Below are 24668 nucleotides of genomic sequence, written 5' to 3'. Positions count from 1 at the left end.
AGTTGAATTGAAAAGAGGCTGTCCCTCCGGTAATCCTACCATTGGTGTCAGCCTCTATCTATTTTTTACCCCAGCAATTCGTCAAAGATCTCCCTGAACTGATCCGCTACAGAGGAAGAACCTTCCTCCAGCTCTTCCCTGTTGAAAAAGTAGCGATGATGGGACTCATCCGCATCCAACATATCCGATAGAAATCCGCTGAAACCACGCGTTTTTCGATCAAACTCTAGAATGATCTCTACGCCGTGTTCATTCGGGTAGAAGATGAGCTCGAGTACATCCACCGAGCTGCGGTACTCGCCATTTTGATAGGGAACAAATTCAAACTGCTGAACAAACGGCAAATGATAATCGCGTTGTAGATAGTACTCATTCTCCGCTTGATGCAAATGAAAACCAAGTTCTTCCAAAGCTTCAAAAACAACCGCAGTATGCGGGTGTGCCTGAACTTTAATATCATCACGATCTGAGGGATTAACCGCATTATCAATGTCTAAGCCTGTGCGCACCCAGATCGGGCTGACACCAATTGAGATTGGCGTTTCATGTGGCAGAACGAATTGAAAAGGAATTTCAATCGTTTCACCCGGTGCAATCTCGAGATTTTCACCAAGCAACAGATTGGCAACAACGATGGTTTCCTTCTGCATACGAGTTTCAGTTCGCCCATCGCGATCAGCATCTATCTCCACAGGCTTCTTATATTCCGTCATGATTTGAAAGTAGATTTTATCCACTTTCTGCTCCACTTTTCCGCCTTTGGCAATAACGACGCCCTCAACCAGCTCTCCCGGAATAAAATCCTCCGTATGAAACTGTGTGTCGATATCGACGTTCCCAATCCCTACTCGTGCTAACATTTTCTTGAAAAACGCCATTTCTTTTCCTCCAATTGCACTTCATAAGCGATAGGTCCGACCGCCGTTTCAGAAAATTGCAGTTTTGCGCGTTTGGGTACGCCATCAATATCGGAGAATGAGCAGCAGCATTTCTCAGAACCGAGATTCTCGGAATGCTAATTCCTTGTGAATCCAATCAACAATGATTTGTCTCCCCTTATTCTCACTACTAGTACCATTAATAATAAGATCGGCATACCATTTTGTTGGCTCCACGTACTTATCATGACTGTGTCTAACAAGGTCTAGGTATTCAGCAACGATTTCAGTAATGTTATTTCCATCCTTCGAATCTCGCGCTATCCTTCTAACTAATCTCTCATCAGATTCACAATCAATATAAAACTTGTATGCTAGACGCTCTCTTAAAACTTCAAAGTGAAATATCAGAAATCCCTCAACAATTAAAAGATCTAACTCATCCATACAGATAGTAGTATCTATATCACTTATTAATCTTTCAACATCAACAGACTCCGGTTGATTAAAATCATCGTATTCTTTATTTGAGAAAGGTGCTTTGGTAACAGGCCTGAATTTCTTAAAATATCTATCGCTAGGTATAATTCGGATTTTGTAATGACTAAAATGTTCTAACAAGTAATGACTCCAAGTCGTCTTTCCACTTCCGGTCCCACCAGAAATGCCTATTACTAGAGGTTTTTTCATGCTTGGACATCCCCGATAGGGCTATCCCAGAAACAAAGCTGTATGATTCGAATTTTGATTAGATCCACTCCCTTGAGACTTTACATATTATGAGTTGTTACCCTCCAACTTTACACGATAATTGACCACATCTCTACGAATTTGTGCAATTTTAATGTTTGCACAAATACAAAAGCTACCCCGCGTAGATCCTTCTACGGGATAGCTTTTCTCTTAGCTACTCAACTTTCAGTAAACGCCATTGCTGGTTTTTGCCGCCGTTGTCAGTCCATTGGATGGCCGCGCCGCCATTGGCTTTGGAACCGCCGGAAATATCGATGATCTTACTGGTGGCTCTATTTTTCAACTTAAAACTACCCGCTCCGTTGTCAATGACTTGCCAGTGCTGACTAGTCCAACCGCCATCAGACCATTGCTCGATAATGGCTCCATCCGCCGTTGACCCGTTCTCAACTCCAATCAATTTACCGCTGGCACGGTTCTGTATTTTGTAATAGCCGCTTCCTGCACTAACGAATTTCCATTGTTGGCTGAACCAGCCGCTATCGATATACTGCTCCAAATTATCACCGTTCGCCGTTCCTTGATTCAGGACATTAAGAGCTTTACCACCGTTACGATTCTCGAGTAAGTAATACGCATTCGTATCGATTGCTGGTGAGGATGCTGTTACGATACCTGTACTCGTATCTATACTGACATTACTGCCCCAGCTCATCGTAAGCGATGTACTGGTTGGGAACTGAAGTGGCAGCCAGACATAGCGGGATTCCATCACTTTACCACTCCATGCTCCAGCCCATCGATCTCCCATATACAGATATGTCGTTGTGCTAGAGCCTTCAACAGGGAGTACATAAGCGCTTTGTGAGTCGTATGTCGTTCCGTCACCGAAATTGCTGAGTCCGCTCCATGTCCCCGTAATACTGCTGGCGGTAGCATATTTACCTTGATTAGGATCCCAGCCTGTCGCCCCAGAGGTCACAAGGAAATAGACACTGCCTCGTTTGAACATGGCTGGCGCTTCGCGGTATTGCCCTACCCAAAGCGTTTGAACCAAGGACTCAACACCGAGGAAGTCTGGGGTCAGCTTGTAAATATTTAAATCTGCGTTAACCCTCGTTGCGGAGATTAAATAAGCCGTTCCGTTATCGTTGTACACCGTCATATCACGGGAATCATAACCAAGCGGGCGGAAGCTGCCCTGGTACGTAAACATACCGTCAACTGTGCTCGAGGAAGCTACAGCAGTACGAGCTTGCCCGTAGTCGACGCCATTTTCCCAATGCATCCATAGCACGAACATGCCGGTAGAACTGTTATAAATCACTTTGGGCCTTTCGATATTGGAAACATTCAGCTCAGCGGCAGAATTTTTCGTCAGGACATTGCTTCGGAATTCCCATGTTTTGAGATCACTAGAGCGATAACAAGAAACCGCATTAAATGTTCCGTCTGTGTTGCGATTCTCGCCGAACCAGTAGTAGTAGCTGCCTACCTTAATAACACCGCCACCATGCGCATGAATCACATTACCACCGGTATCCTTGAACTGAATGCCATTTTGAACACTAACGGCTGCTGCCTCTGTTTCTTTTGCAAATAAGAATACACTCAGTACCTGAAGTCCTAACACAGTCACAAGCATGAAGAATAACAAACGTGATAAAGATTTTCTCATCAAATGAATCCTTCCTCTCCATTATTATTTTTGTGGTTAGGCCATTTACCAGCCGCTTCAAAGTTAGCCTCGCTAAAAATTAAGCGCTTTCAAACGTATGATGATCACCTCCTATGCTTTTACAATATAAGATAAGGGGCTTGTTCTTCTACTGAATAAACTAGAATAACTATGAACTTTTCCAACTATTTCAAGTGAACTTTCCATAAAAATAAGGCGAACCCCTAATCTCACGATTAGGAATTCACCTTATGAATACAATTCTTAAGCTAAAGATCGAATTAAAATATCTCTGACTGTCTCCCGCGTCATCATTTTGTATTGCCCCACTTTGTCCTTCATGAATGATTTATGGACTAATTCCTCTATCCTAGAATCATCGATCCCATAATCCCCTAACCGATTCGGCGCACCAAGGGAATTCCAGAAACTTCGCAGTGCGTCAATCCCTTCGAGTGCAATTTCATGATCCGTTTTGTGCGATGGATCAATACCAAAAACAGCAATCGCCAGTTTCTTCATCCGCGAAGGATCTTCCTCAGCACAATGCTTCATCCAGTTCGGGAATACAATCCCAAGCCCTCCGCCATGCGGAATATCATAGACTGCGGATAGACCATGCTCGATTTGATGCGATGCCCAATCTCCACCATCTGTGCCGCAGGACAGCAGCCCGTTAAAGGCAGTCGTCCCCGCATACATGACCGTTGCTCTATGCTCATAACTGTTTAGATCTTCAAGCAGCTTCGGTGCAGCTTCTATGACTGTCAAAAGGACAGACTCCATGAAACGATCAATCATAGGTGTGTTTTCCGTCCGATGGAAGTACTGCTCCAGCACATGCGACATCATATCCACGATCCCATAAACGGTCTGATCCATAGGTACAGAATAGGTATACGTCGGATCTAAAATAGAGAAAGCCGGATAAGCGAAAGGGCTGCTCCAGCCTCGCTTTTCATTTTTCTCCCAATGTGTGATGACGGAAATAGGATTCATTTCAGAACCTGTAGCCGCAAGTGTTAAAACCGTTCCGAAAGGAAGCGCTTTGTGAGGCACAGCTTTCCGAGTCACGATATCCCAAACATCCCCGTCATAATAAACGCCAACGGAAATCGCTTTGACACAATCAATCACACTGCCCCCGCCAACGGCCAGAATGAGCTCGATTTGCTTATCACGGCAAATATCTATGCCCTTCCGTACGGTGTTGAGCCGTGGATTAGGCTCCACACCGGACATTTCAAACACTTCTGCTTGCATATGTGTAAGCTGTTCAATAACAGCATCGTATACGCCATTTTTCTTAATGCTTCCGCCGCCATACACGAGCAATACTCGCTTGCCAGTAGTACCAAGCTCCTGCTGCAGCTGCTCGATTTGACCTTGGCCAAACCATAATCTTGTTGGATTAAACTGTAGAAATGATTGCATGTCTGTATCTCCTTCGATGACTAATATCTACAGGAGTATACCACAAGTAAGATTCAATATCGAAAACGCACCTACTTACATAGGATAGAACGAGGTGACGATTCCATGCCCAAATACCGAATTATTGTTGATCTTTCCGACTTTCAATTATATCTTTTGGATGTAAATCGTGTTGTACGCGGATTCCCTGTTGGTATTGGTAAAATGGTTACCCAAACACCTACGGGAGAGTTTACCATTATCAATAAGCAAGCGCGTCCCGGCGGCCCTTACGGTGCCTTCTGGATGGGTCTAAGTAAGCCTCATTATGGCATCCATGGTACGAATGCCCCCTCTTCTATAGGCAAAAGAACATCCCTCGGATGTATCCGCATGTACAATGAAGATGTGCTTGAGTTAGCCGCACTTGTACCCATTCACACCAGAGTTTCCATTCGACCATAGCCCAAAAAACCGTACACCGCACATAAAATCATGTGAGGTATACGGTTCTTGCGGCCTAAATCCTATGCACAGGTAACGAGAACGAGATGCTGCAGCCTTTGCCAAGGCGGCTTTCCGCCCAAATCTGGCCACCGTGATACTGCACGATCTCTTTAGCAATTGCGAGTCCCAAGCCACTGCCGCCAGACGTGCTGCGTGATTTGGACACTTTGTAGAAGCGTTCAAAAATATGCGGAAGATCCTCTTCGCTAATCCCCACGCCGGTATCGGTAACCCGAATCACTAACTCGCTCGGCTCATCCTTGATTGCCACGTGAACATCAATGAATCCGCCTCTCGTAGAAAATTTAATTGCATTGTACAGAATATTCGCATACACCTGTTCAATACGATCTGTATCTACCGTTAAAAGCAGTTCTTCGCCTTCCGAATGTGCCATGTTTAGCGTATAGGTAATTCCAGCATTCGCTGCATCCAGTTCATACTTCGCAAAAAGCTGGCGAACCATCGTTCCGCATGAGGTTGGAGCTAGCTGAAAATGGAACTGCTTAGTCTCCAGTCGACTTAATTGGTAAAGATCCGTAATGAGCCGTTGAATACCGACAATCCGCATGTGAACGACCGTAAGGTACTTTCTCTGTTCCTCAGGCTCTTGAATAACCCCATCCAGAATAGCCTCTACATAACCCTGAATGGACGTGAGTGGCGTGCCCAAATCATGGGAAATATTAGACAGCAGATCTCGACGCGACGTCTCCATCAAGATCAATTCGTTCGTCCGTTCTTTGACTTTGGACTCCAAATCATTATAGAGTCTTGCATTCTCGATCGAAATTGCCGCCTGGGCAGACAACAGCTTGATAATATCAAGACGGTCTGATGTAAAGGCATTGCGAATCAAATTATTTTCAAGGTAAAAGACGCCGACTAGATTACCCTGATGCAGGATCGGCTCACAGAATATCGATTTACTCTCCGTTGCCCGAATATACGGATCATGTGTGAAGAATCCCTTTTTCTCGGCATCATCGAGAACAACGCCTTCCTTGGTTCGTGCCACGAATTGAATCACAGCCGTCGGGAGATCTTCTCTTGTCTCTAGTAGAACAGAGCTTACGGTGCAGGAATCCTTGCCGTCGATGGCAAGCATCTCAGCCTCCACGAATAAGCTGTCACGCTCCTTCAAAACAAGGATGCTTCTCTCCGCGCCAGATGAATAAGTTACAATTTCCATTAATCGTTTGATCAATTGATCCAAGTTAACTTCACTCGACAACGACCTAGACGTGTTCATAATCGTCATAAAATCAAGCGCCTGCAGGGAATAGTCACTTATTTTGGTCGTGCTCCAATCCTTCGATTCCTTAAGTGAAGTTAAATAGTTCGGATAACGCAGCATTAATTCTTCGGCCTTAGCCTTCGCACCCCAGCTTAGATAACCGTAATACGCATCGACGAAATAGGTTTTGGCAATCTTTTCACGTCCAGCTTCCTTATACATCTTCCCTGCTTGCTCGCAGGCCATCGCTTCATGCTGGATAAAGCCCTGCTCCCTTGCTTGCCGGATAGATGTTTCGTATTCTTGCTCCGCTTTCTGGAAATGACCTGTTACACGGTTCCACTCTGCATGCATGAATAAGCTAAGATGCAAAAAGTTTTCCGGACAATGGGCAGCCCATTTATCCATCTTGCGAAGCATCTTTCTCATTTGTTTGGCCAACATCTTTTGTTCTAGAATCGCAGCCTCTTTATACTTAGCAGCAATAGATAAAGCATAGTAGAAATAGTTTTCAGGAATATGAAACAACCCGAATGAAACAGACTGCATAGGTTCTGCCTCTCTACCAAACTTTAAAGCTTCCTCATATTGACCAAACAAATAATTCAGCATCATTTTTTTTACCGTATACTCATGAAAAATGACTTGGTTGGGGTGGATCTCCAGCTTACGGACAAATTGATCCTCCTCTTCCTCATCCCTGCCGAGAATCAGGGGATTCTCAGACTTTCCTTCCAAATTATCAATGACCATACGCAGCATTTCTAACATGAGTAGGGTGTCATGATGATTGGTCTGTTCCAATATCCGATAGTTTTTAGCTAGGTCTTCCTGCACTTCCGAAAGTACAACACCTTGAAAATCTTTCACCAAAATCTGATAAGTCAGGGCATAACCTGCGAAAACCAAATCACCATCTTCGATCCCACTCCTGAATGACTCCTTCAAATGATCCAAACACACCTGCAAAGGCTTAACCCAAGGAGTAACGAATATACCAAATGAAAAATGGCTTTTGCTGCGGAATTGATGGGATTGAAATCTGGCATTCATGCGATCGCCAAGTTGCCCATATTGGTATCCTAGCTGATAATCCCCGAAGCCCGAGCCCAGAATCAAGCCATAGCATCCATATACATAGGCCATCATGGGGGTATTGCCATACTTCAAGGCATGCTTCGTCATGATGAACATGAACAAAACGAACAAATTCGTATTCACGAAATAAGCAGAGATGGCAATACTCATCATTAAATTCATTAACTTGGTTCTGTACTCATCTTCCATAATCGGTAAATCGTACAGCTGAAGCGTATTCTTGCGTCCAATCATTGCTTTCAATTTCATATATTCGAAAAAGATGTTCACGCCCGTCGGTTCTTTGGAAACACGGATGCCTTGCTCAGCTAGGGCTTTCAATCCGACTTCCACACTTTTATGCTGTTTTCCAACGTTCGTGTACAGAATCACTTGTAAGTTGTATACTTCGAGCTTAAGTTCGTTCGTACGGGCATCTACCAGCAGTTCCTCATACGATATTTCGGCTTCATCCGCCTGACCATTCAGATAGAGCACTTCTGACTTCTCCAGTCGAATGGAAAAGCTTAAGTCATTTAACTCCACACCCTCTACCAACTTCAACAAAGCTAATGCTTTATTGTAATACTGAAGCGCTGAACGATAGGCATTTGAGGATTTAGCCTTGCGGCCTGCACCTAAATTAAATTCTAGAAGCTGAATAAGCTCCTGGCGCTCCGTTAACAAGTTAGAGCCCATATTCATATGGTTAACGATATCGAACAACCGTGGCTGGGCTTGATCTTCAGGTAATTGCTCCAGCAGCTGATGCGCGATGTTCAAATGCATTTCTGGCAGTTCTGATTCTTCAATGGATCCATAAACGGCTTCTTGAATCGAATCATGCACAAACATAAAACGTATGTCTCGTGCAGTTGAATTCCCTTGCATCTCGATAAAAAATTTATAATCTGTGCCAACAGGAATCATCAACCCGTTTTGGATAGCAATTTCCAACTCATGCAGAACATCAGTAAAAGACATCTTGGAAATAATACCAAGCGCTTCCAGGTCAAAGGAGGCACCCAAACAGGCAGCTAGCCGCATTAAGTATTGCGTTCTTGGTGGCATACGCTGCAGCTTCTCAGCTAGAAGGAACATCAGATTATCGGTAATTCTAAGCTTCTGAATTTCACCAATATCCCATATCCAACGATTAACTTCATAATTAAAAGTGAGTAAATTTTGCTCGTGTAAGGCAGTTAAAAATTGTTTGACAAAAAAAGGATTTCCTCCGGTTTTTTGCAAAACGAGCTGAGCCAGCTCAACTACCTTCTGCTGCTCGGTTTTCAACGACTCCGCAATCAACTGCTGGACGTCCGCAATTTCTAATGGCTGCAAAATAATCCGTTCCGTAACGAGGCGCTCTGGAAGCTTGTCCAGCAATTGAACACGAGTAGATGATAACCAATTGGTATCATACTCGCTTCGATAGGAGCCTATGAATAGGAAATACTTCATTTGGGAATCGTTCAAAAGCAGATCAAGAAACTGCAAGGAGGCTGCATCTGCCCACTGCAAATCATCCAGAAACAACACGATGGGCCGGTCTTTCGCACAGAAGATTAATAGAAATTGCTGCAGCAAGAAGTGTAATCGATTCTGTGTTTCTTGCGGGGGAAGCTGTTTCGCAATGGGCTGCTCACCGATTAGGAGCACAAGGTCCGGAACGAGATCCGTCAACACTTTCCCGCTCGTTCCCAGTATTTTCTGCAAACGTCCGCGATACTGTTCGATTTGATGATCTTTCTCCGTCAGAAGCTGACGGACTAACTGTCGCAGTGCTCTAGACAACGCATGATACGAGACATGCTGTTTGTTTGGCTCGAATCTGCCGGATAAGAACCAGCCATTGTCCTTCATGATCGTCTTCATCGTCTCGGCGATGAGAAACGTTTTGCCATAACCAGATTCCCCGGTTACCCAAACGGCCTCCAACGATCCATGAACCGCACGTCCATATACATGAAGCAGATTTTCGATTTCCTGAGTACGTCCGTACAACCCTTGAGGTATCTGGAACATGTCCGTCATGTCATAGAACCCAACCGTAAATTCCGTCATTTCTTCCCCGGAATTGCTAAGCATCAAGCAGTGCTCGAGATCCTGAATAATGCCGTAGGCGCTCTGATATCGATCTTCCGCATTTTTAGAAAGAAGCTTCATAACAATATCCGATAGCGGCTTCGGTATGCCCATCCGTAAGCTTTCAGGAGGAATCGGCGTCACGGCAAAATGGCAATGAATCAGCTCCACCGGATCTTCCGTTTGAAACGGAAGACGTCCGGTGAGCATTTCATAGAACGTGACCCCTAAGGAATAGTAGTCCGTTCGGTAATCGATAATACGATTCATACGACCTGTCTGCTCAGGCGACATATAGCTTAGCGTTCCTTCGAGCATCATCGGGTCTAGCATTTCTTGACGTTCTCTCGTAAAAGAGGAAATGCTGAAATCTGCCAGCTTCATGATCTGCTTTTCGGGATTAATAATAATGTTACTAGGCTTAATATCCTTATGTATGACATACCGCTGATGAATATCCCCAACAATTTTGACCAATTGAATAGCTGCTATGAGAAAGGCTTGTATAGACTGACGAAACATAGGGAAATAAGCCGACAAGGTCTCACCGTCAAAGTCCTCCATAATGAGAGCTAAGCTGTTTTGATGCTTGGGCAGCGCCAATGGCTTAACTATGCCGGGAAAGTCCAGCATTTTGCCTATCTCATACTCACGTTTCAATCTAGCGATATCTGCTGAAATTGGAAAGTCAGAACGTAGGGTTTTGATAATTACTTTTTCCATAGACGGCTTATGAACAGCACGATAGAGTACAGTCCGTTCGCCTTGATAGATTTGTCTGATCAACTCGTATTCCGGCAAAATAAGCATAAAATCCTCCTAGTAAAACTAGCTGCTAGGTATTCCTAAAAAAGCTTTCCATCCCAAGGAAGCCCCTTCTCAAACCGTCGCTTGTCATGATGATGATAAGGTTTCAACAAATCGATATGCCAAAGCTCAAACGTGTACATTTCCCATATTTCACAAGGCTCTTCCGTCGAACCATCTTGTTTCAATATGGCATTAACTGCACGCCGCGCTGCTTCATTAGCGCCTTCCATCGTCGCAAGGTTCGTATTCGTACGAACGTAATCAGCAGCAAGGAACAGATTCGGAATTGCGGTATACGCTTCTGGACGGTCATCCCAAGTACCCACGCGATTAATGAGCAGTGGCTCCATGTTCGTACACGCCTGATCAGGATTCACGAATTGAATATCCGTATCCAAAAACCAAGAATGCAGAACATCGTCTTCTAGGATAACGGCGCCATCCACGTTCAAGCTTAATTTCATCTGTGCCCATACTTCGGCTTTAATCTCTTCAGCCGTGCAAAGTGTAGCCGATTTACCGAATAGTACCCCGGGTGTGTCCCAATCCGAAATATCAACGGATAAAACACCCTTCACTGTCCCATCACCATACTGGCTAAGGTCAATATCCGGCCAAAATTGCTTCTGGGATACCGAAGTCAGCGACCAAGGTGCATCTAAGTATATAACATGTCCATGTGTGATAGGCAGTTCTTCCTTCAAATAATACTGAATACCATTCATCCATGCGACGGAATCAACAAGCTTCTGCACACCTACAAGTGTAGGGTCGGCTTGCACCATAGCGTCGGTAATGAATTTACCCATCACTTCAACTGGGAATGCAGCTATGTAATAATCAGCTTCTACATTGAAGGTTTTACCGTTCTCTGTCACCTTTGCACCGCGAATAACGCCATCCACGCAGTCGATGCTTTCAACTTTCGCCTCTAAATGGTAATCAACTCCCTGGTCTCGTAAAAAGTTTAGCCAAGGGTTCACCCATTTGTCGTTCGTAGGACCATTCAAGAGACGAACAAAGCTGGTGCCTGGTGTTGTGATATCTAGTGTCATTTGAACAGCTACAGGACCGACAGTTTGTGTGTTTGCAATTTTGGATTGACAGGCAACGAGGGTTTTGGTGAATCCAGCGAATATTTTTTGAAAGGCAGGGGATTGTTGATCCGCCTCAATGAAATTCCACCAATCGATGAGGTTATATTCCTCGCGAATACGTTCATCACAGCTCGTCATGATTTGCCATAGCTTACGTCCGTATTGCTCCAGATCATCCATACTCAGACCTAAGCCATTATCGAATAAATCTCTGATGACAACCATAAAATTGTCTAAACTAAATTCAATTTTGGCCAGCAGCGGCAATAGCGGTGCTGTATAGGTGGCAATATCTAACCGTGTCACTTCTGTTAAGTTATCATATACGGTTCCATTCTCATAGGGAATTCGCTTCAAAGTATCTATGACATGTCTGTAAAAGCGAGGGAATAACCGGAAACCATGCTCACCTGGAAGGTCCTTCCTCCCATCAGTTCCGCTGCCTACGAAAGGCATACTTCTCGCTTTCCCGCCTGGAATACTTTTAAATTCGTAGACTGACACCTCGTAGCCTCTTACAATCAATTCATGCGCGGCACTCATCCCGGCAACACCGCCGCCCAAAATAACGACTTTTTTCAACACAGTTCCCCCTCATATTGGATCAAATTGTAAAAAATTCTGTAAAACTATCATATCATCTAGGTCATTTGAATCATAGACTTTTAGTTCTGCGAAGATAGAAAAAAAAGCCTAGATCAGCTGAATCTTGTCAGCTAGATATGCATAGAAAATTCGGTTCCTTTATATTTAATTGAGCCGGAATACCTTTCAACTCAATTTTCTCAAGCTTGTTCCAAAACTGAGGAAAAAGGTGTACAGTAAAATTAATGAAATAACTGCTATCTGCCTCAGGATCCAAACTCAACTTTGAGATTTCCTCGACTTTTTCGATAAGCTTTACAACAAGCTGTTCCAACTGCTCATGTTGAAGCTCATAATACGCTTGACTCAAATCTTTTCCACTCTATGAAATTGATTTCCACTGTTCCTGGAGTTCTGTAAAAACTTGATCATCCATTAATTTCGGCGTTGAGCGAGCACTCTCATCCATTATAGACGCTAAAATCCGATCTATCTGATCTTGAATTTGCTTGATGTCCGCTCCTTGAGGGGCCTGAACGCCTTCCAAAGAATGTAGACTCCGACCATATTCATCCAAGGAAACCATCCATTCACCTAGATGTTGTTGAAAAGTCATTCCTTTCAACTCAATCTTTACAGCCTGTGAATCTTTCCTAATACTGGTCAGCAACTGACCCGTTAATAAAATAATAGGAATGACGAATACGATGCCGATTAATAAAAACTTCTGCGGATAGCGCAGTTTATTCATAAGGACAATAGCAGGCTTGAACATGTTCGACCATTTTAGTTTGAACAACCCTATAGACTTCATCATTATCCCCCCCTTGTTTGGCGTTAGTTTATCTAACACCATAAAGCGTTTATTTAATAACTTTACTATGAATTCCACCTTCAGACTCTTGCTTAAACCTATTTAGATAAAATTCAACAAAAAAAATCGACTATTTATGTTATTTTTCATAACAAAATACCTAAATTCCTATATCCCACCGAATCATATATAATAAAGGCAACTCCTAATGATGCCATCAAGAGAGAGGATGGATATTCCATGCATAAAAAGATCGGTACACGCTATGTGCCAGATACACAGATCGTCGCTTTACCTCATGGCACTCTGTACTATGGTGATGATTTATTTCTTACTCGAAAGGTTCTCCTTTATCAAATAGAGCTTAACCCTGGACAAATCGGCGAAGATTACATTCGAACCCTTCATCATAAAGCAGCTTTCATACATGACGGTTTTCAACATATCCTGGATACATCTGTAGAGGAAGACTCGGTTACGATCATTCTGCAAGCAAAGCCAGGCTCACTATTCTCCAACCATGTTAACAAGAAAGAAATGTCCTTCCATACCATCATCGCCATGATTGCTGATCTAGGAGTTTCCTTGCTAGACGCGATGGAAGAACGTATTACAGGATTTACAGTAGGCGCTGAAAACTTATGGTTAGATGATCATGGCAAACTTTCTGTCATTAATTATTGGGACAAAGGCGATCCTCAGGCACAAGGAGCAATCGGGCTTTGTCGGTTGATGATTCAGCTCTTTACCGGCGCGGAGACGATTACCAGTGCTTTTGAAGTGATGCATACACATCTGGAGCGCACGCCTATTCCATCTGCGACATATGAGCAGAAATTGGCTTTAATTAAGCTGATTAAGCTCGTTTGTCAAGGCCAAGCATCTCTTTCTTCGTTGATTTTTGGATTGCGGAGTTTACCATCTTCCGGTCAAAAGCAGGACGTGGGGCCTATTCACAAACAAATTCATTATCAGAATCCTAGTAAACCTCAAAACCACGTGGTGGATGTGAATGAAAACGAGGATGAGGTGGATGAGGTTGCACCCGCTGCTGAAAAGCGATCTCAATCTCTGAGCGCTTTAAGTAAGGCAGGGATAGGAGCAATTGCTATTTTGGTCGTCGTCTTGGTCACGGTTTGGGCGCTTTGGCCATCTCCGAAAGTGGAGCCGGTTGTTATGGTACCTATCCCCACCGCCACAACTCTTGCGCCGACAAATACGCCTGTCCCATCTACAACGAAGTCTCTCGGTGATTCGAACAAAAAAAACGAGGAAGTGGCAATACCGAACCTGGTAGGTCTATCCCAAGCTGATGCAGAGGCGCAAGCTTTAGCTGCCGGTCTGCATTACAATTTTTTTATTGAAGCGAATAATCAGCCTAAAGGAACCGTCATTAAACAAGACCCAAAGTCAGGTACAAAAGGTTTGCAGGGCGACAATGTTACGTTTTGGGTTAGCAAGGGGAGTCAGTGATAGCTAATTGAGTTGAAGGCTAAAAACTGTGACACCTAAAGCGGTGATACTTAAAAGCAGTGATGCCTTACAGTAGTGACGCCACTCGGCAAAGTTGTACTATGTACAACTTTTGTAGAGCTAACCAACCTTTTCCCATCGAATGTTGCAAAAAATACAACAAATTCGCTTGAAAGTGTCCATTTCGAGTAAAAAACGGCTGAATTATTGTACAAAATGCAACATTTTCCACTTTTATGATAAAAATCAAGGAAATTGTTGTACGAAGTACAACACGCAAAACGAAATTTCCCCAACGCGCACGAATCTTGGGCGCTCGTCATAGCGCCACCGCATGTCGGTGGTCAATCCACCACTTGTTCAGGTCAGCAAAATACTTAGTTTCCAAAGTTGGGAATCCGACTAATCGCCAAATCAAGATTCAATCAACTACCACTTCGATAATTATGTGAAGATAACTGACCTTAGGCCGAAGGACCCGGAAAGCTCGTGATTGAACCGTTTCTAAATGTAAAAGGGGCTGTCCTCAAGTAAATACTTGAGGACAGCCCCTTAGTGCCTATTGACCCTCTGAGACATTCGAATCTGGATTCAGAACAAAATTCACACTTCTATTGGATTTTTCCAATGAAATCTACTCTTAGGTCTCGATATTTGTGCTTCTATTAGAATAATCCATGGAAGTAGCAGGCAGACTGCGAAATTCACAAAGTGGCATCTTAAAATTTTCCAAATACGGCTTTCGGGACAGCCGCTATCGCTTTAAACTTTTACATTAATATCCAAAAGCTCTGCCAAACTCAGCAGTCTTATCCTTTCACAGCAGACCCTACGGTCAACGCTTTCTCCACTTGCTCACTAAAGAGTACATACACAAGCACGGTCGGCAAGCTCGCGATCGTCATCGCCGCGCCCATCGCCCCCCAATTGGTGGTGAATTGACCTTGGAAGAAGAGCAGTCCGAGCGGCAATGTTTTCAAGGATTCCTTGGTAATCAAGATTAACGCCATCGTAAATTCATTCCATGCCGACAAGAAGACGAAGATTACCATTGTTGCAATTGCTGGTTTAATAATCGGCAATATGATCGTATAAAAGGTCCGATAAATGCTAGCCCCATCCATACAAGCTGATTCTTCCAGCTCAACCGGAATACTGCGGAAAAAACCGTAGAAAACCATGCTGGAGAATGAAATATTGAAAGCAATATAAGGCACGATAAGCGCCCAATACGTGTTCGCCAAATGGAACTCACGTACGAGAATCGCCAGTGGAATCATGATGACTTGCACGGGAATGAACATCCCAATCACGACATAAATACGAGCGGCTTCCTTCCACCGCCATTGCATTCTGGCAACGGCATAGGAGAACGTAACCGAAAGTGCAATCGTACCCACAACGGTCGCCGCTGCCACTAACAAGCTGTTGCTGAAGTAGACGGGAACATTGAACCTTGACCAAGCATCCACATAGTTCTCGAATCGTAGATGAGTCGGAAAACCGAATGGATTCGTTACGAAGATTTCATTGTTATTTTTAAGCGAATAAAAGACCATCCACAGCAGTGGATACACCGACAACCCCGCATATCCCCATAAGAAGATGCCAAGGAGCGGATTCTTTTTACGCAATTTGAGTATTCCGTTCATCTGTCATCCCCCTTAAAATGTAATCCGTTCTCTTGCGATCAGTCGGTTAATAGCCAAAGTTACAATCAAGCACTCGATGACCAGGAAAGCAGCCGCGGCGCTTCCATAACCGAATTCACCAACGCGGAACGCAGAGCGGTACATCAGATAGGTCAATGTGTATGTGGAATTCCCTGGGCCCCCGCCGGTCATGATAAACATGTTGGCGAAAGCATTCAAACCACCTGTAATCGCCAGTACGAGGCAAAACTTATACGTCTCAGCCAGCATAGGGATTGTGATCGCCATGTGCGCTTTGAATTTGGATGCTCCATCAATACGTGCAGCCTCTAGGTACTGCTCTGGAACGGACTTTACAGCCGCCAGCAGCAATGCGAACTGGTAACCCATGTACTGCCAAGCATTCACGAACGCAATGGCGAAAATCGCTGTTTTGTTGTTCGTCAACCAATCCTGACGATACGAGATGCCGAGCGCTTCAAATATTTTATTAATCAAGCCATACTCACTGTTATACATCGCCAGCCACAGCTGACATACCACCGTAATGGAAAGAACCACAGGAATGAAGTAGCTAATTCTTAGAAACTTGCTTCCTCTGAACCCTTCTGCGACGGCAAAAGCTAGCACAGTGCCAATCCCGATTTGCACGAAAGCCAAAATACTTGCAAAAACGAAACCGTTGTATAACGATGTGTAGAAAATACTATCTTGAAACAATCGAATGTAGTTATCCAGAAAAATAAAAGTGCCTTCGCTTAATCCATCCCATTCGAATGTACTGCGATAGAAAGTTTGCAAAATCGGATAAAACACAATAACTGTATACAAAAGGAGTGCCGGCAGTGTGAAAAGCATAATGGCTGCCTTATTTCCCATGAATTTGCGCATGTCATCACTTCCCTTATTTAGTAGAAAACTCACACCGGCGCAGAGGATCCAGTGTGAGTCTCCTTTTCCATAGAAACTTCGGTTATTTCGCTGTTACTGCCGCTTTATTCAAATCTTTCACGAATTGATCCGCTGTATAATTCCCTGTCATCAGGTTTTGCGTGGCATCTTCAAGCGCTGCTTTGAACTTAGGATTGGACAACCCCCATGAGAAAGCTGTTGTGCTTGTCATTTTCGGAATATCTTTGGAAAGCTGTTCCATCATCGGAGGGAACTGTTTCACAATCGGCTTATCCACTTTGGTAGCTACGATTGGATTGCTGCGGTTTGTGAACTTGTATTCCGCATATTTCAAGGACATGAAGGATGCCACTTTTGCTGCAAGTTCTTTATCCTTGGTGTTTGAAGATACGGCATACCCACCAGGACCGCCGCTGCCGCTGAATGCTGTTTTACCTTTTTCATAAGCTGCTGCATCAGCAGCTGGAAGGTACATGTAGCCAGCTTTATCACCGAGCGCTTTCGTAGCCGCTTCGATTTCCCACTGACCGTTAATGAACATAGCTGCTTTACCTTCATGATAGAGCGCTGCTGCTTGATCGTAGTTCAAGTTCGTAGCGCCTTTTGGCAGCATGCCTGCTTTAACCAGCTCGATGAGTTTCTCAGCAGCTGTTTTATAAGCAGCATCATCTGCTTTGGCAAGACCTTTATCAAGCTTCGTCACACCAGCTGGTTCAGCGCGTGAAACGAACATGTCATAAAGGGCTACGCAGGGCCATTTTTCTTTCGCAAAAATGGATAGTGGCGTAATGCCTTTCGCATTGAACGTTTTAACAGCCGTCATCATTTCATCATAGGTAGTCGGCACTTTCACACCATTTTGTTGGAACAAATCTTTGTTGTAGTAAAGCAGTGCCACTTCATTACCCGCATAAGGGAATGCGTAAGTGTGGCCGTCATCGGTTACTAGTGTATTCAATGAGCTTGGTTGCATTTTGTCTTTGAAGCCAAATTTAGTTACGTACTCATCCAGAACGAGAATATTATTGGATTTCTTAAACGTATCGATAATGTCTAATCCTGCTCCGAAAATGTCTGGCAGATTGCCTGTAGCTGCATAAGTCTTCAGCTTCTGGCCATCATCTTGCGCTTGAATATCGAGCTCTAGCTCTACATTCGGCATTTCCTTTTTCAATTCCGCAACCGCGTAGTCATAAGGTGTTTTCGTATCTTCATCTGCGTACTGGGCATAAATTCTAAGCTTGACCGGCTTTGCATCCGTCTTTACGGGTGCTGCAGTTGCTGCAGCCGTTGGCGCGCTAGTTGCACCAGCATCTTTTGTTGTGTTTGCGGTTCCGCAAGCTGCAAGGCTAGTAGCCGCGAGCAAGCTTACGAGAGTGACTCCCATTTTTTTCATTTGTTGGACCTCCCAGGCATCATGTGCTTTCACTTCTTTACAACCTGAGTATAAAAGGAAAAACCCCTTATGATAATGGAATAATCGAGGGGTTCTTGTAAAATCCGCACATTTAGAAAATTTCATTATAAGCGGTTATTCTCGTACTCACTAGGGGAATAACCAAAAAATTTCTTAAAGCTTTTACTGAAATAACTAGGATCGTTAAAGCCGATTTGTTCCGCAATATCCGCAAGGCGTATGTTCCCTTTACCAAGTAAATCCTTCGCTTTATGCATACGAACATGCGTGACATAATCGGTCACCGTCATGCCGATTTCTTTCTTAAAAACAGCCCGGAGATAGCTGGGATTGATGAACACCTGCTGGGCAATTTGATCCAATTGCAGCTCGGGATCTCTGTAATGAAGCTCGATATATTCTTTGGCGGATTGGGCAATTTTCGACGATCGGGTCTTTCGGTGCTTACCCGTATACAGGATCGCTTGATTGAACAATTCCTTGATCCATACGGATGTGGCGTCAATGGATTCCAACCGTTTGATTTCGCTATAGGGAAAAAAGGCTTCTCCGAAGCAGTCTTCAATCGGATGCCCCGTTTCCGTTACATAAGAGAGACAAACAGAAATAAGTCCCATACTTATGACATAGGTGTAATCTAACGATAGCCGCTGATCACGAATCGTTTGGAAAATTTCTTCCAACTTAGCATCTACCTTTTCCCCATTTTGCATGCGTAATTGAACGAGCAGCTCTTCATTCACTTCTGTGGGGTAGAATGCTTGAGTACCTGACTCCAAAGCCCCTGATCCGTAAGCGATAACACGATCATTCCCCAATACAAACTTATTTTGCAAGGCTTCAAGCGCCTCCAAATAGGAAGTACGGATCCCCTGATAACCGGATTGACTACGACCAACACCGACCGTGATCGTAAATTTCAAATACTTTTTGATCAGGAAACATAATTTCTCATAACCGCCTAACGCAGGAGTTTCCATCTCACCATTCCCTTGGTGCTCCACCAAGCAAATAATACGCCCCTCAGGCCCATTGAAAATCAAGTGATTCTCCGTTTCCTCCAGCGCCTCATTCAGAATGTTCGTCACCGCATATTTCCAGAGTAAGCGTTCACTCACTTTATTCCATTTGAGATCCATGTTATCAATCTCAATACACGCCACCACAAAGCATAGTGAGTCGAAGGATTCTCCATACTGCTTGAGTCTTGAACTGGTCTCCTCATTGGAAAGGTTGTAATCACCGCTAAGCAAATGATTAAGAAAGCTCTCCTTCATCAACAACTGATTTTCCTTCAATGTGGACTTCTCTTCCTGCGCCCGCTGATGTTCCTTCTGAAGCTTAAGCAGCGTCAGTACCAATTCATCCTTCGAAAACGGCTTCAGAATGTAATCTTCAACACCAAGCTTAAGCGCCTTTCGAGCATAATCAAATTCGTTATGGCCCGTAATCAGCACCACACTTGTAGCTGGATATCGCTGCTTCAAATGCTCCGTCAGCGTGAGTCCATCCATAAATGGCATGGTAATATCCACAAGGGCTATATCGGGACGATGGACATCGACTTGTTCCAACGCCTCGACCCCATTTTTGGCTTCAGCGCATATTTCAAATCCATAAGCTTCCCAATCTAATGCCGTGCGCAAGTATTCTCGGAAAATGGGTTCATCATCAACAATTAATATTTTCTGCATATCTTAACCTTCCTCACTTTGAAAAGGGAGCCATAGTGTTACTTCTGTGCCCTGCCCCAGTTGACTTTCAATTTGCAGGCCATAATCATCGCCAAAATAAAGCTGTATACGGTCATTCACGTTCCTTAACCCATAGCCGACAGCTTGCTCCGGAGATTCCGACTTCTTCAAAAGAACCTCAAGCCGTTCCGGCAGCATGCCAACCCCGTCATCACTGACGATAATCTTGATTTTACCCTCCACAATTTCACCTGTTACTTTCAAAAGACCCAGGCTGCCCTTCGTTTTGAGACCATGGTAGATCGCATTTTCAACAAGTGGTTGAATGGTTAATTTCGGTATAAGACCGCCGAACACCTCACCCCGGATATCAAATTCAAAGGTAAACACATCGGAATAACGGATACGCTGAATGGATAAATAATCCTTCACATTACGGACTTCTTCCTCGATCGTTATCGTCTCTCTTCCTTTACTCAAAGCTGCGCGATAGAAATCAGCCAACGCTTTGGTTGTTCGCTGTACATCCCGTGCTCGTCCCATTTCTGACAAGGTGTAAATAACATCTAACGTATTATACAGAAAATGCGGTTTAATTTGCGCCTGAATAAGCGCTAGCTCGTATTCACGCTTCTTCTTTTGCTCAAAATTAATGTTCGTCAGCAGCTCTTGAACTCGCCTTATCATGGCATTGAAGCCTGAGGCCAATAAACCTATCTCATCCTCTGAATTCACCTGGAATTCAATGTCCAGATTGCCTTCTTTGACCTTCTTCATATGTTTGGTTAACCCCATAATCGGTTTGGCAATGAATTGCGAAAGCATACCCGCTCCAAGCAAAGCAAAAAATAAACAAATCAACCCAATAAGCACAATAAGGACAGTGATTTTACGCGTATCCGCGGTTAAGGATTCAAGCGGAGCCATCGAGATAAGCTTCCACCCAAAGCTAGGTACATCGGAGCTTACTACAAGCGTTTTCTCATGTTGAAAAGAGGTAACATCCGACGTATCCTCACTGGAAGTAATAATCCAGTTTTTCATCGTTGGATCGGCAACTTCTTGAAGTAAATCCTTCGGATGCTGCGATGAAATAACGACGCCTCGCTCATTCACGATAAAATAGCTGCTATCCTGGATCGAGCCGATTTTCTGATAAATCGCGGATAAGGAGCTTTCTTTGATATTCAGTACAAGCATACCGAGCTTTTGCCCTGTATAAATATTTACAATCCGCTTACCTAGCGTCATGACAATTTCTTGTGAGTCAGGGGTCAAATAACTACGCTGCTGCATGGGAAACCAAATATTATTACCACTGGAGGTGTCAACCTGTTTAAGCATATCGCTGCTCGCAATCAACTCGCGATTCCGTTCCATTAGGAGATTAGATCCAAAAACCCGACCATTTGCATCTATAAACGCAGCGGATTGGACATCGGGAAATACAAGCATGGCAAAGCTCAACTGATTCGTAATCTGCGTGTACATCTGTAAGCTCGTCTCCGCTGCCCCCTGGGACTGCGGGTCTTCCACGATCAATTTGTTTAGATTGATCGTCAGCATATTGGCACAGCTTTCTACATTCGTTAACATACCCGTGATGCGCGTAATAATGAGGGACGAGTTATCCGAAACATTTTTAATCGTCTTTTTGACAATCGCATTCGTGTACACCTGATTCGAGACAAAACCTAGTACAAATAAAGGCACGAAGATAAGTGGAAAATAAATCATGATGATTTTATAGCGGATGCGTTGATTACGAAACCAAGGCATGGTGATATATTTTTGTAGAAACTGCATGATTTGCCCCCTACTTATCAAAAACTGAAAAAATCCCATACAATCTACCTTCAGGCAATACCTGTCGGTTATATTGTATAGGATTCGCAAGCACGATGTATACCAACTTTCTCATTATGTACTCTGCCTAACAATGAGCTTAGGCTCCAGAACCGTCAGCTTCTTCACCTTTTCCTTCTGAATCAATCTCGATAATAATGCCATCGCTTGATTCCCTAGCTCTTCACTATGCTGCGAAACGGTTGTCAGTTCGGGGTTCATTGCAGAAGCTAATTGGGTGTCGTCAAACCCTGCAATGGCGATATCCTCCGGAATACGCAGCCCATGAGAAATAGCCGCTTTCATAGCACCAATGGCCACGTAATCGTTAATACAAAGAAAGGCCGTTGGACAATTTGGCATGGTAAGGAACTGATCCATCAACTTGCGGCCACATTCCATAGTGAAGTCTCCCAAGCGTACGATTTGTTTGCGAAAAGGGAGATCATTCGCTCCTAGTGTACTTTTGTAGGCTTGCAGCTTTTCCATCGTTGTTGTCGTGTCAGGGCCTCCCCCCAAGAAGCCAATGCTTCGATGACCTCGGTCAATAAGGTGCTGCATAATGAGCTGGGTACCCACATATTCGTCCGTTTTCACCCGATGACAGGGATGACCTGGAAGACTGCCATTAATCAAAACAATTGGAATTCTCTTCTGGATATCCACGACTTCCTGGACGAGCAGCTCGGGGCAATGACGCGAATTGATGCGTCCACCCATGAAAATGAGTCCTTCCACCTGCCTTTCGCAAAGCAGATTTAAATATTCAGATTCTCTGCTGAAGTTGCTGAATGTGTTACATAGAAAGAGTGTGAATCCCAGCTTCATCGCAGCTCTCTCTGCCCCTCCAAACACCTCAGGAAAAAACATGTTACTGCTATCTGGGAATAACACGCCAATCATGCCCGTTTTCTTATTCACCAGACTGCGTGCCAACGCATTGGGCTGAAACTTATGCTTTTCAATAATCGCCATAATCTTCTGCCTAGTCGATGTTCGAACGGGTGCGGTATCATTGAGAACTCGGGAAACTGTCGCGACGGAGACGTTCGCTTCTCGGGCAATATCATAGACGGTTATAGCTTCCAAGCATACACTCTCCGTTACGTCAAAATGTAAAGATCGAAGACCTGTTCAGAAACAGGCCTTCGATATCTTCATCCTTATTTAGTGCTTTCTACAGTGACTTTGAAGGCATCCAATTGTTTTTGTACTTCGGCCATCAGTTTATCAAAACCTGCTGTTTTCAGCTTCGCGCGGAATTCATCCACCGCTTTGACAGGGTCACCCGCTTTGCCATAAAGAATCGCAGGTCCCATTTGTCCAACAACTTGCGTAACCGCAGTCAACTCGTTCGTCACAGGTCCCTTATCGAAAACAAACCGACCATATGGGTATGGCTTTTTAATTTTGTCATAGGAAGCATAAAGCGCCCCTTTACCAGACCAATCATTGCCATCAGGAATTTCATTCTTATCAATCCGTCCACCCCAGAAATTGGAGTAGAAATCATCTCTTTGCACATCATAGCCATCTGGACGGAAACGTTTGCCATCTTTGATGACGTACTGTACGCCTTCCAAACCGTAATTCATCAAACGGTACACTTCCGGGTCTTGACGAATCAGCTCGTAGACCATCAGAGCGCGCTCCGGATGCTTGCTTTTCGCGCCAATGGAAGTACCGCCATGCGTGATCGACATAGACACGAGATTGTTGCGCGTGGCTGAGAATGGGAAGAATTGGAGATCTGAGCCCGGCTGCAGCTTATCCATTTTGATACGTTCACCCAGGAAGGTTTGCGTGTGATGCTGATCAACGCTTGACTTACCAGCCTCAAGCTCGGACCGGTTGTCGCCCTTATAGTTCAGCACATCCTCACGCCAGAAGCCTTTGTCACCCCAAGACTTCATGAGTTTAGCAAAATCCACGAAGGTATCATCGAGAATAGGGCTGTAGGCTTTATACCTCTCATCATAGGATTTACCGTAGATCAGACCGAATAAACCTGTACTGACCGGAAGTTCAATCGCATCTGTGTAGGAATTGATGTAGCCACCAATATTACCTGCAGCGGTACCATTCGCATCCCAAGGAACAACGCCTGGCTTCTTATCCTTGACCCCTTGGAAATAGGTCTCCATCATCTTAAAATCGGTAATTGGTGCCGTGATACCAAACTCCTTCGCCCAATCGCCACGATACAAGAAACCGTGATTAACCCACTGCGTGTAATGATCTTCAGGAATGAGCATGATCTGATTCTTGTACTTCGTCTCAGCCCAGTTCTCTGGCGGTACTTCCTTCCAAGTTAACGGCGCGTACACAGGAAGCAGCTTATCCAGCGGCATGAAAGCACCTTTTTGTGCATTCTGCCAAGTATCCAACCAATCTGTTGCAACCGTGATCAAGTCAACAGGTTCTCCTGAAGCTAGCAATAGATTATATTTGGTTTGCCAGTCGGCCCATTCAACCCATTTAATTTCCAGTTTTGCATTTGCTTTTTGTTTCAAAATGGCGTTGAGCTTCTCCATCACCTTTTCAAATTGACCATTCTTCGGTTTATCCCCCAACATCACGTACGAAATCGTTTGGAACTCGGAGGTGTCAATTTTGCCGGATGGTGCTGCTGTCCCCGTTGCCGCAGCAGTCGCTGTCGCTTTATCCGTGGAGCTAGTTCCTGTACTGCTAGGTGTGGTGCACGCCGTCAAGCTTACAGCAAGCGTTGCTGCCAGAGCTACACTAAGCGCTTTCTTTTTTCTCTTGAACATACGGATTTGCCTCCCCATAATCATTTTGGT

At 44.3% G+C, this 24668-nt stretch carries 17 protein-coding genes and 1 pseudogene; 2 read left to right on the top strand and 16 right to left on the bottom strand.

Annotated elements, in window-relative coordinates:
- Positions 1–65: 65 nt before the first annotated feature.
- The 4 genes from QFZ78_RS36345 to QFZ78_RS36330 form a co-directional block, all read right to left on the bottom strand.
- A complete protein-coding gene (locus tag QFZ78_RS36345; protein WP_307554712.1) occupies positions 66–878 on the bottom strand; it encodes a sporulation protein in 813 nt (270 codons plus the stop codon).
- Positions 879–992: 114 nt separating this feature from the next.
- On the bottom strand, positions 993–1568 hold the full coding sequence (locus tag QFZ78_RS36340) for a uridine kinase family protein (RefSeq protein ID WP_307554710.1): 576 nt from the start codon (positions 1566–1568) through the stop codon (positions 993–995).
- Between the two features lie 217 nt (positions 1569–1785).
- Complete coding sequence (locus tag QFZ78_RS36335; protein WP_307554708.1) at positions 1786–3249, bottom strand: RICIN domain-containing protein; 1464 nt, start codon at positions 3247–3249, stop codon at positions 1786–1788.
- Positions 3250–3513: 264 nt separating this feature from the next.
- Entirely contained in the window at positions 3514–4683 is a 1170-nt protein-coding gene (locus QFZ78_RS36330) for an iron-containing alcohol dehydrogenase (protein ID WP_307554706.1), read from the bottom strand.
- Between the two features lie 105 nt (positions 4684–4788).
- Between QFZ78_RS36330 and QFZ78_RS36325 the strand changes: the two genes are divergently transcribed.
- Positions 4789–5127, top strand: a complete 339-nt coding sequence (locus tag QFZ78_RS36325) for a L,D-transpeptidase (RefSeq protein WP_307554704.1) — start codon at positions 4789–4791, stop codon at positions 5125–5127.
- Positions 5128–5182: 55 nt separating this feature from the next.
- On the opposite strand, the gene QFZ78_RS38750 is transcribed toward QFZ78_RS36325, so the two are convergent.
- The 5 genes and pseudogenes from QFZ78_RS38750 to QFZ78_RS36305 form a co-directional block, all read right to left on the bottom strand.
- The gene (locus tag QFZ78_RS38750) at positions 5183–5686 is read right to left on the bottom strand and encodes a sensor histidine kinase (RefSeq protein WP_373461159.1); all 504 of its coding nucleotides are present in this window, start codon (positions 5684–5686) and stop codon (positions 5183–5185) included.
- A 3-nt stretch (positions 5687–5689) separates the two neighbouring features.
- Positions 5690–10378 (bottom strand): annotated as a pseudogene (locus tag QFZ78_RS36320) (AAA family ATPase); the annotation flags it as partial.
- A 35-nt stretch (positions 10379–10413) separates the two neighbouring features.
- Positions 10414–12060, bottom strand: a complete 1647-nt coding sequence (locus QFZ78_RS36315; RefSeq protein WP_307554699.1) for a hydroxysqualene dehydroxylase — start codon at positions 12058–12060, stop codon at positions 10414–10416.
- A 127-nt stretch (positions 12061–12187) separates the two neighbouring features.
- The gene (locus tag QFZ78_RS36310; protein WP_307554697.1) at positions 12188–12430 is read right to left on the bottom strand and encodes a hypothetical protein; all 243 of its coding nucleotides are present in this window, start codon (positions 12428–12430) and stop codon (positions 12188–12190) included.
- A 12-nt stretch (positions 12431–12442) separates the two neighbouring features.
- Positions 12443–12877, bottom strand: coding sequence for a hypothetical protein (locus tag QFZ78_RS36305; RefSeq protein WP_307554695.1), 435 nt, complete (start codon positions 12875–12877; stop codon positions 12443–12445).
- Between the two features lie 237 nt (positions 12878–13114).
- On the opposite strand from QFZ78_RS36305, the gene QFZ78_RS36300 reads away from it, so the two are divergent.
- On the top strand, positions 13115–14347 hold the full coding sequence (locus tag QFZ78_RS36300) for a PASTA domain-containing protein (RefSeq protein WP_307554693.1): 1233 nt from the start codon (positions 13115–13117) through the stop codon (positions 14345–14347).
- Between the two features lie 809 nt (positions 14348–15156).
- On the opposite strand, the gene QFZ78_RS36295 is transcribed toward QFZ78_RS36300, so the two are convergent.
- The 7 genes from QFZ78_RS36295 to QFZ78_RS36265 all read right to left on the bottom strand — a co-directional run bounded on the left by QFZ78_RS36295 (position 15157) and on the right by QFZ78_RS36265 (position 24638).
- Entirely contained in the window at positions 15157–15999 is an 843-nt protein-coding gene (locus tag QFZ78_RS36295; protein ID WP_307554690.1) for a carbohydrate ABC transporter permease, read from the bottom strand.
- 12 nt (positions 16000–16011) lie between these two features.
- Positions 16012–16890, bottom strand: coding sequence for a carbohydrate ABC transporter permease (locus tag QFZ78_RS36290; RefSeq protein WP_307554688.1), 879 nt, complete (start codon positions 16888–16890; stop codon positions 16012–16014).
- A gap of 82 nt (positions 16891–16972) precedes the next feature.
- The gene (locus tag QFZ78_RS36285) at positions 16973–18307 is read right to left on the bottom strand and encodes an ABC transporter substrate-binding protein (protein ID WP_307554686.1); all 1335 of its coding nucleotides are present in this window, start codon (positions 18305–18307) and stop codon (positions 16973–16975) included.
- A 125-nt stretch (positions 18308–18432) separates the two neighbouring features.
- Positions 18433–20022 carry a response regulator gene (locus tag QFZ78_RS36280; RefSeq protein WP_307554684.1) on the bottom strand — a complete coding sequence of 530 codons (1590 nt, stop codon included), beginning with the start codon at positions 20020–20022 and terminating at the stop codon, positions 18433–18435.
- A gap of 3 nt (positions 20023–20025) precedes the next feature.
- Positions 20026–21828 (bottom strand): sensor histidine kinase, encoded by a 1803-nt coding sequence (locus tag QFZ78_RS36275; RefSeq protein WP_307554682.1) that lies wholly within the window; start codon positions 21826–21828, stop codon positions 20026–20028.
- Positions 21829–21942: 114 nt separating this feature from the next.
- Positions 21943–22956: a LacI family DNA-binding transcriptional regulator gene (locus QFZ78_RS36270; RefSeq protein WP_307554680.1), complete on the bottom strand. Its 1014-nt coding sequence runs from the start codon at positions 22954–22956 to the stop codon at positions 21943–21945.
- 74 nt (positions 22957–23030) lie between these two features.
- Positions 23031–24638, bottom strand: a complete 1608-nt coding sequence (locus tag QFZ78_RS36265; protein ID WP_307554678.1) for an ABC transporter substrate-binding protein — start codon at positions 24636–24638, stop codon at positions 23031–23033.
- Between the last annotated feature and the right edge of the window lie 30 nt (positions 24639–24668).

Origin of the sequence: Paenibacillus sp. V4I5 (genome assembly GCF_030817255.1) — a bacterium.
In the GTDB taxonomy this organism is placed as follows: domain Bacteria; phylum Bacillota; class Bacilli; order Paenibacillales; family NBRC-103111; genus Paenibacillus_E.
The sequence above is the reverse complement of the archived record's forward strand: the minus strand, read 5'-3'. Positions and strand labels throughout refer to the sequence as shown.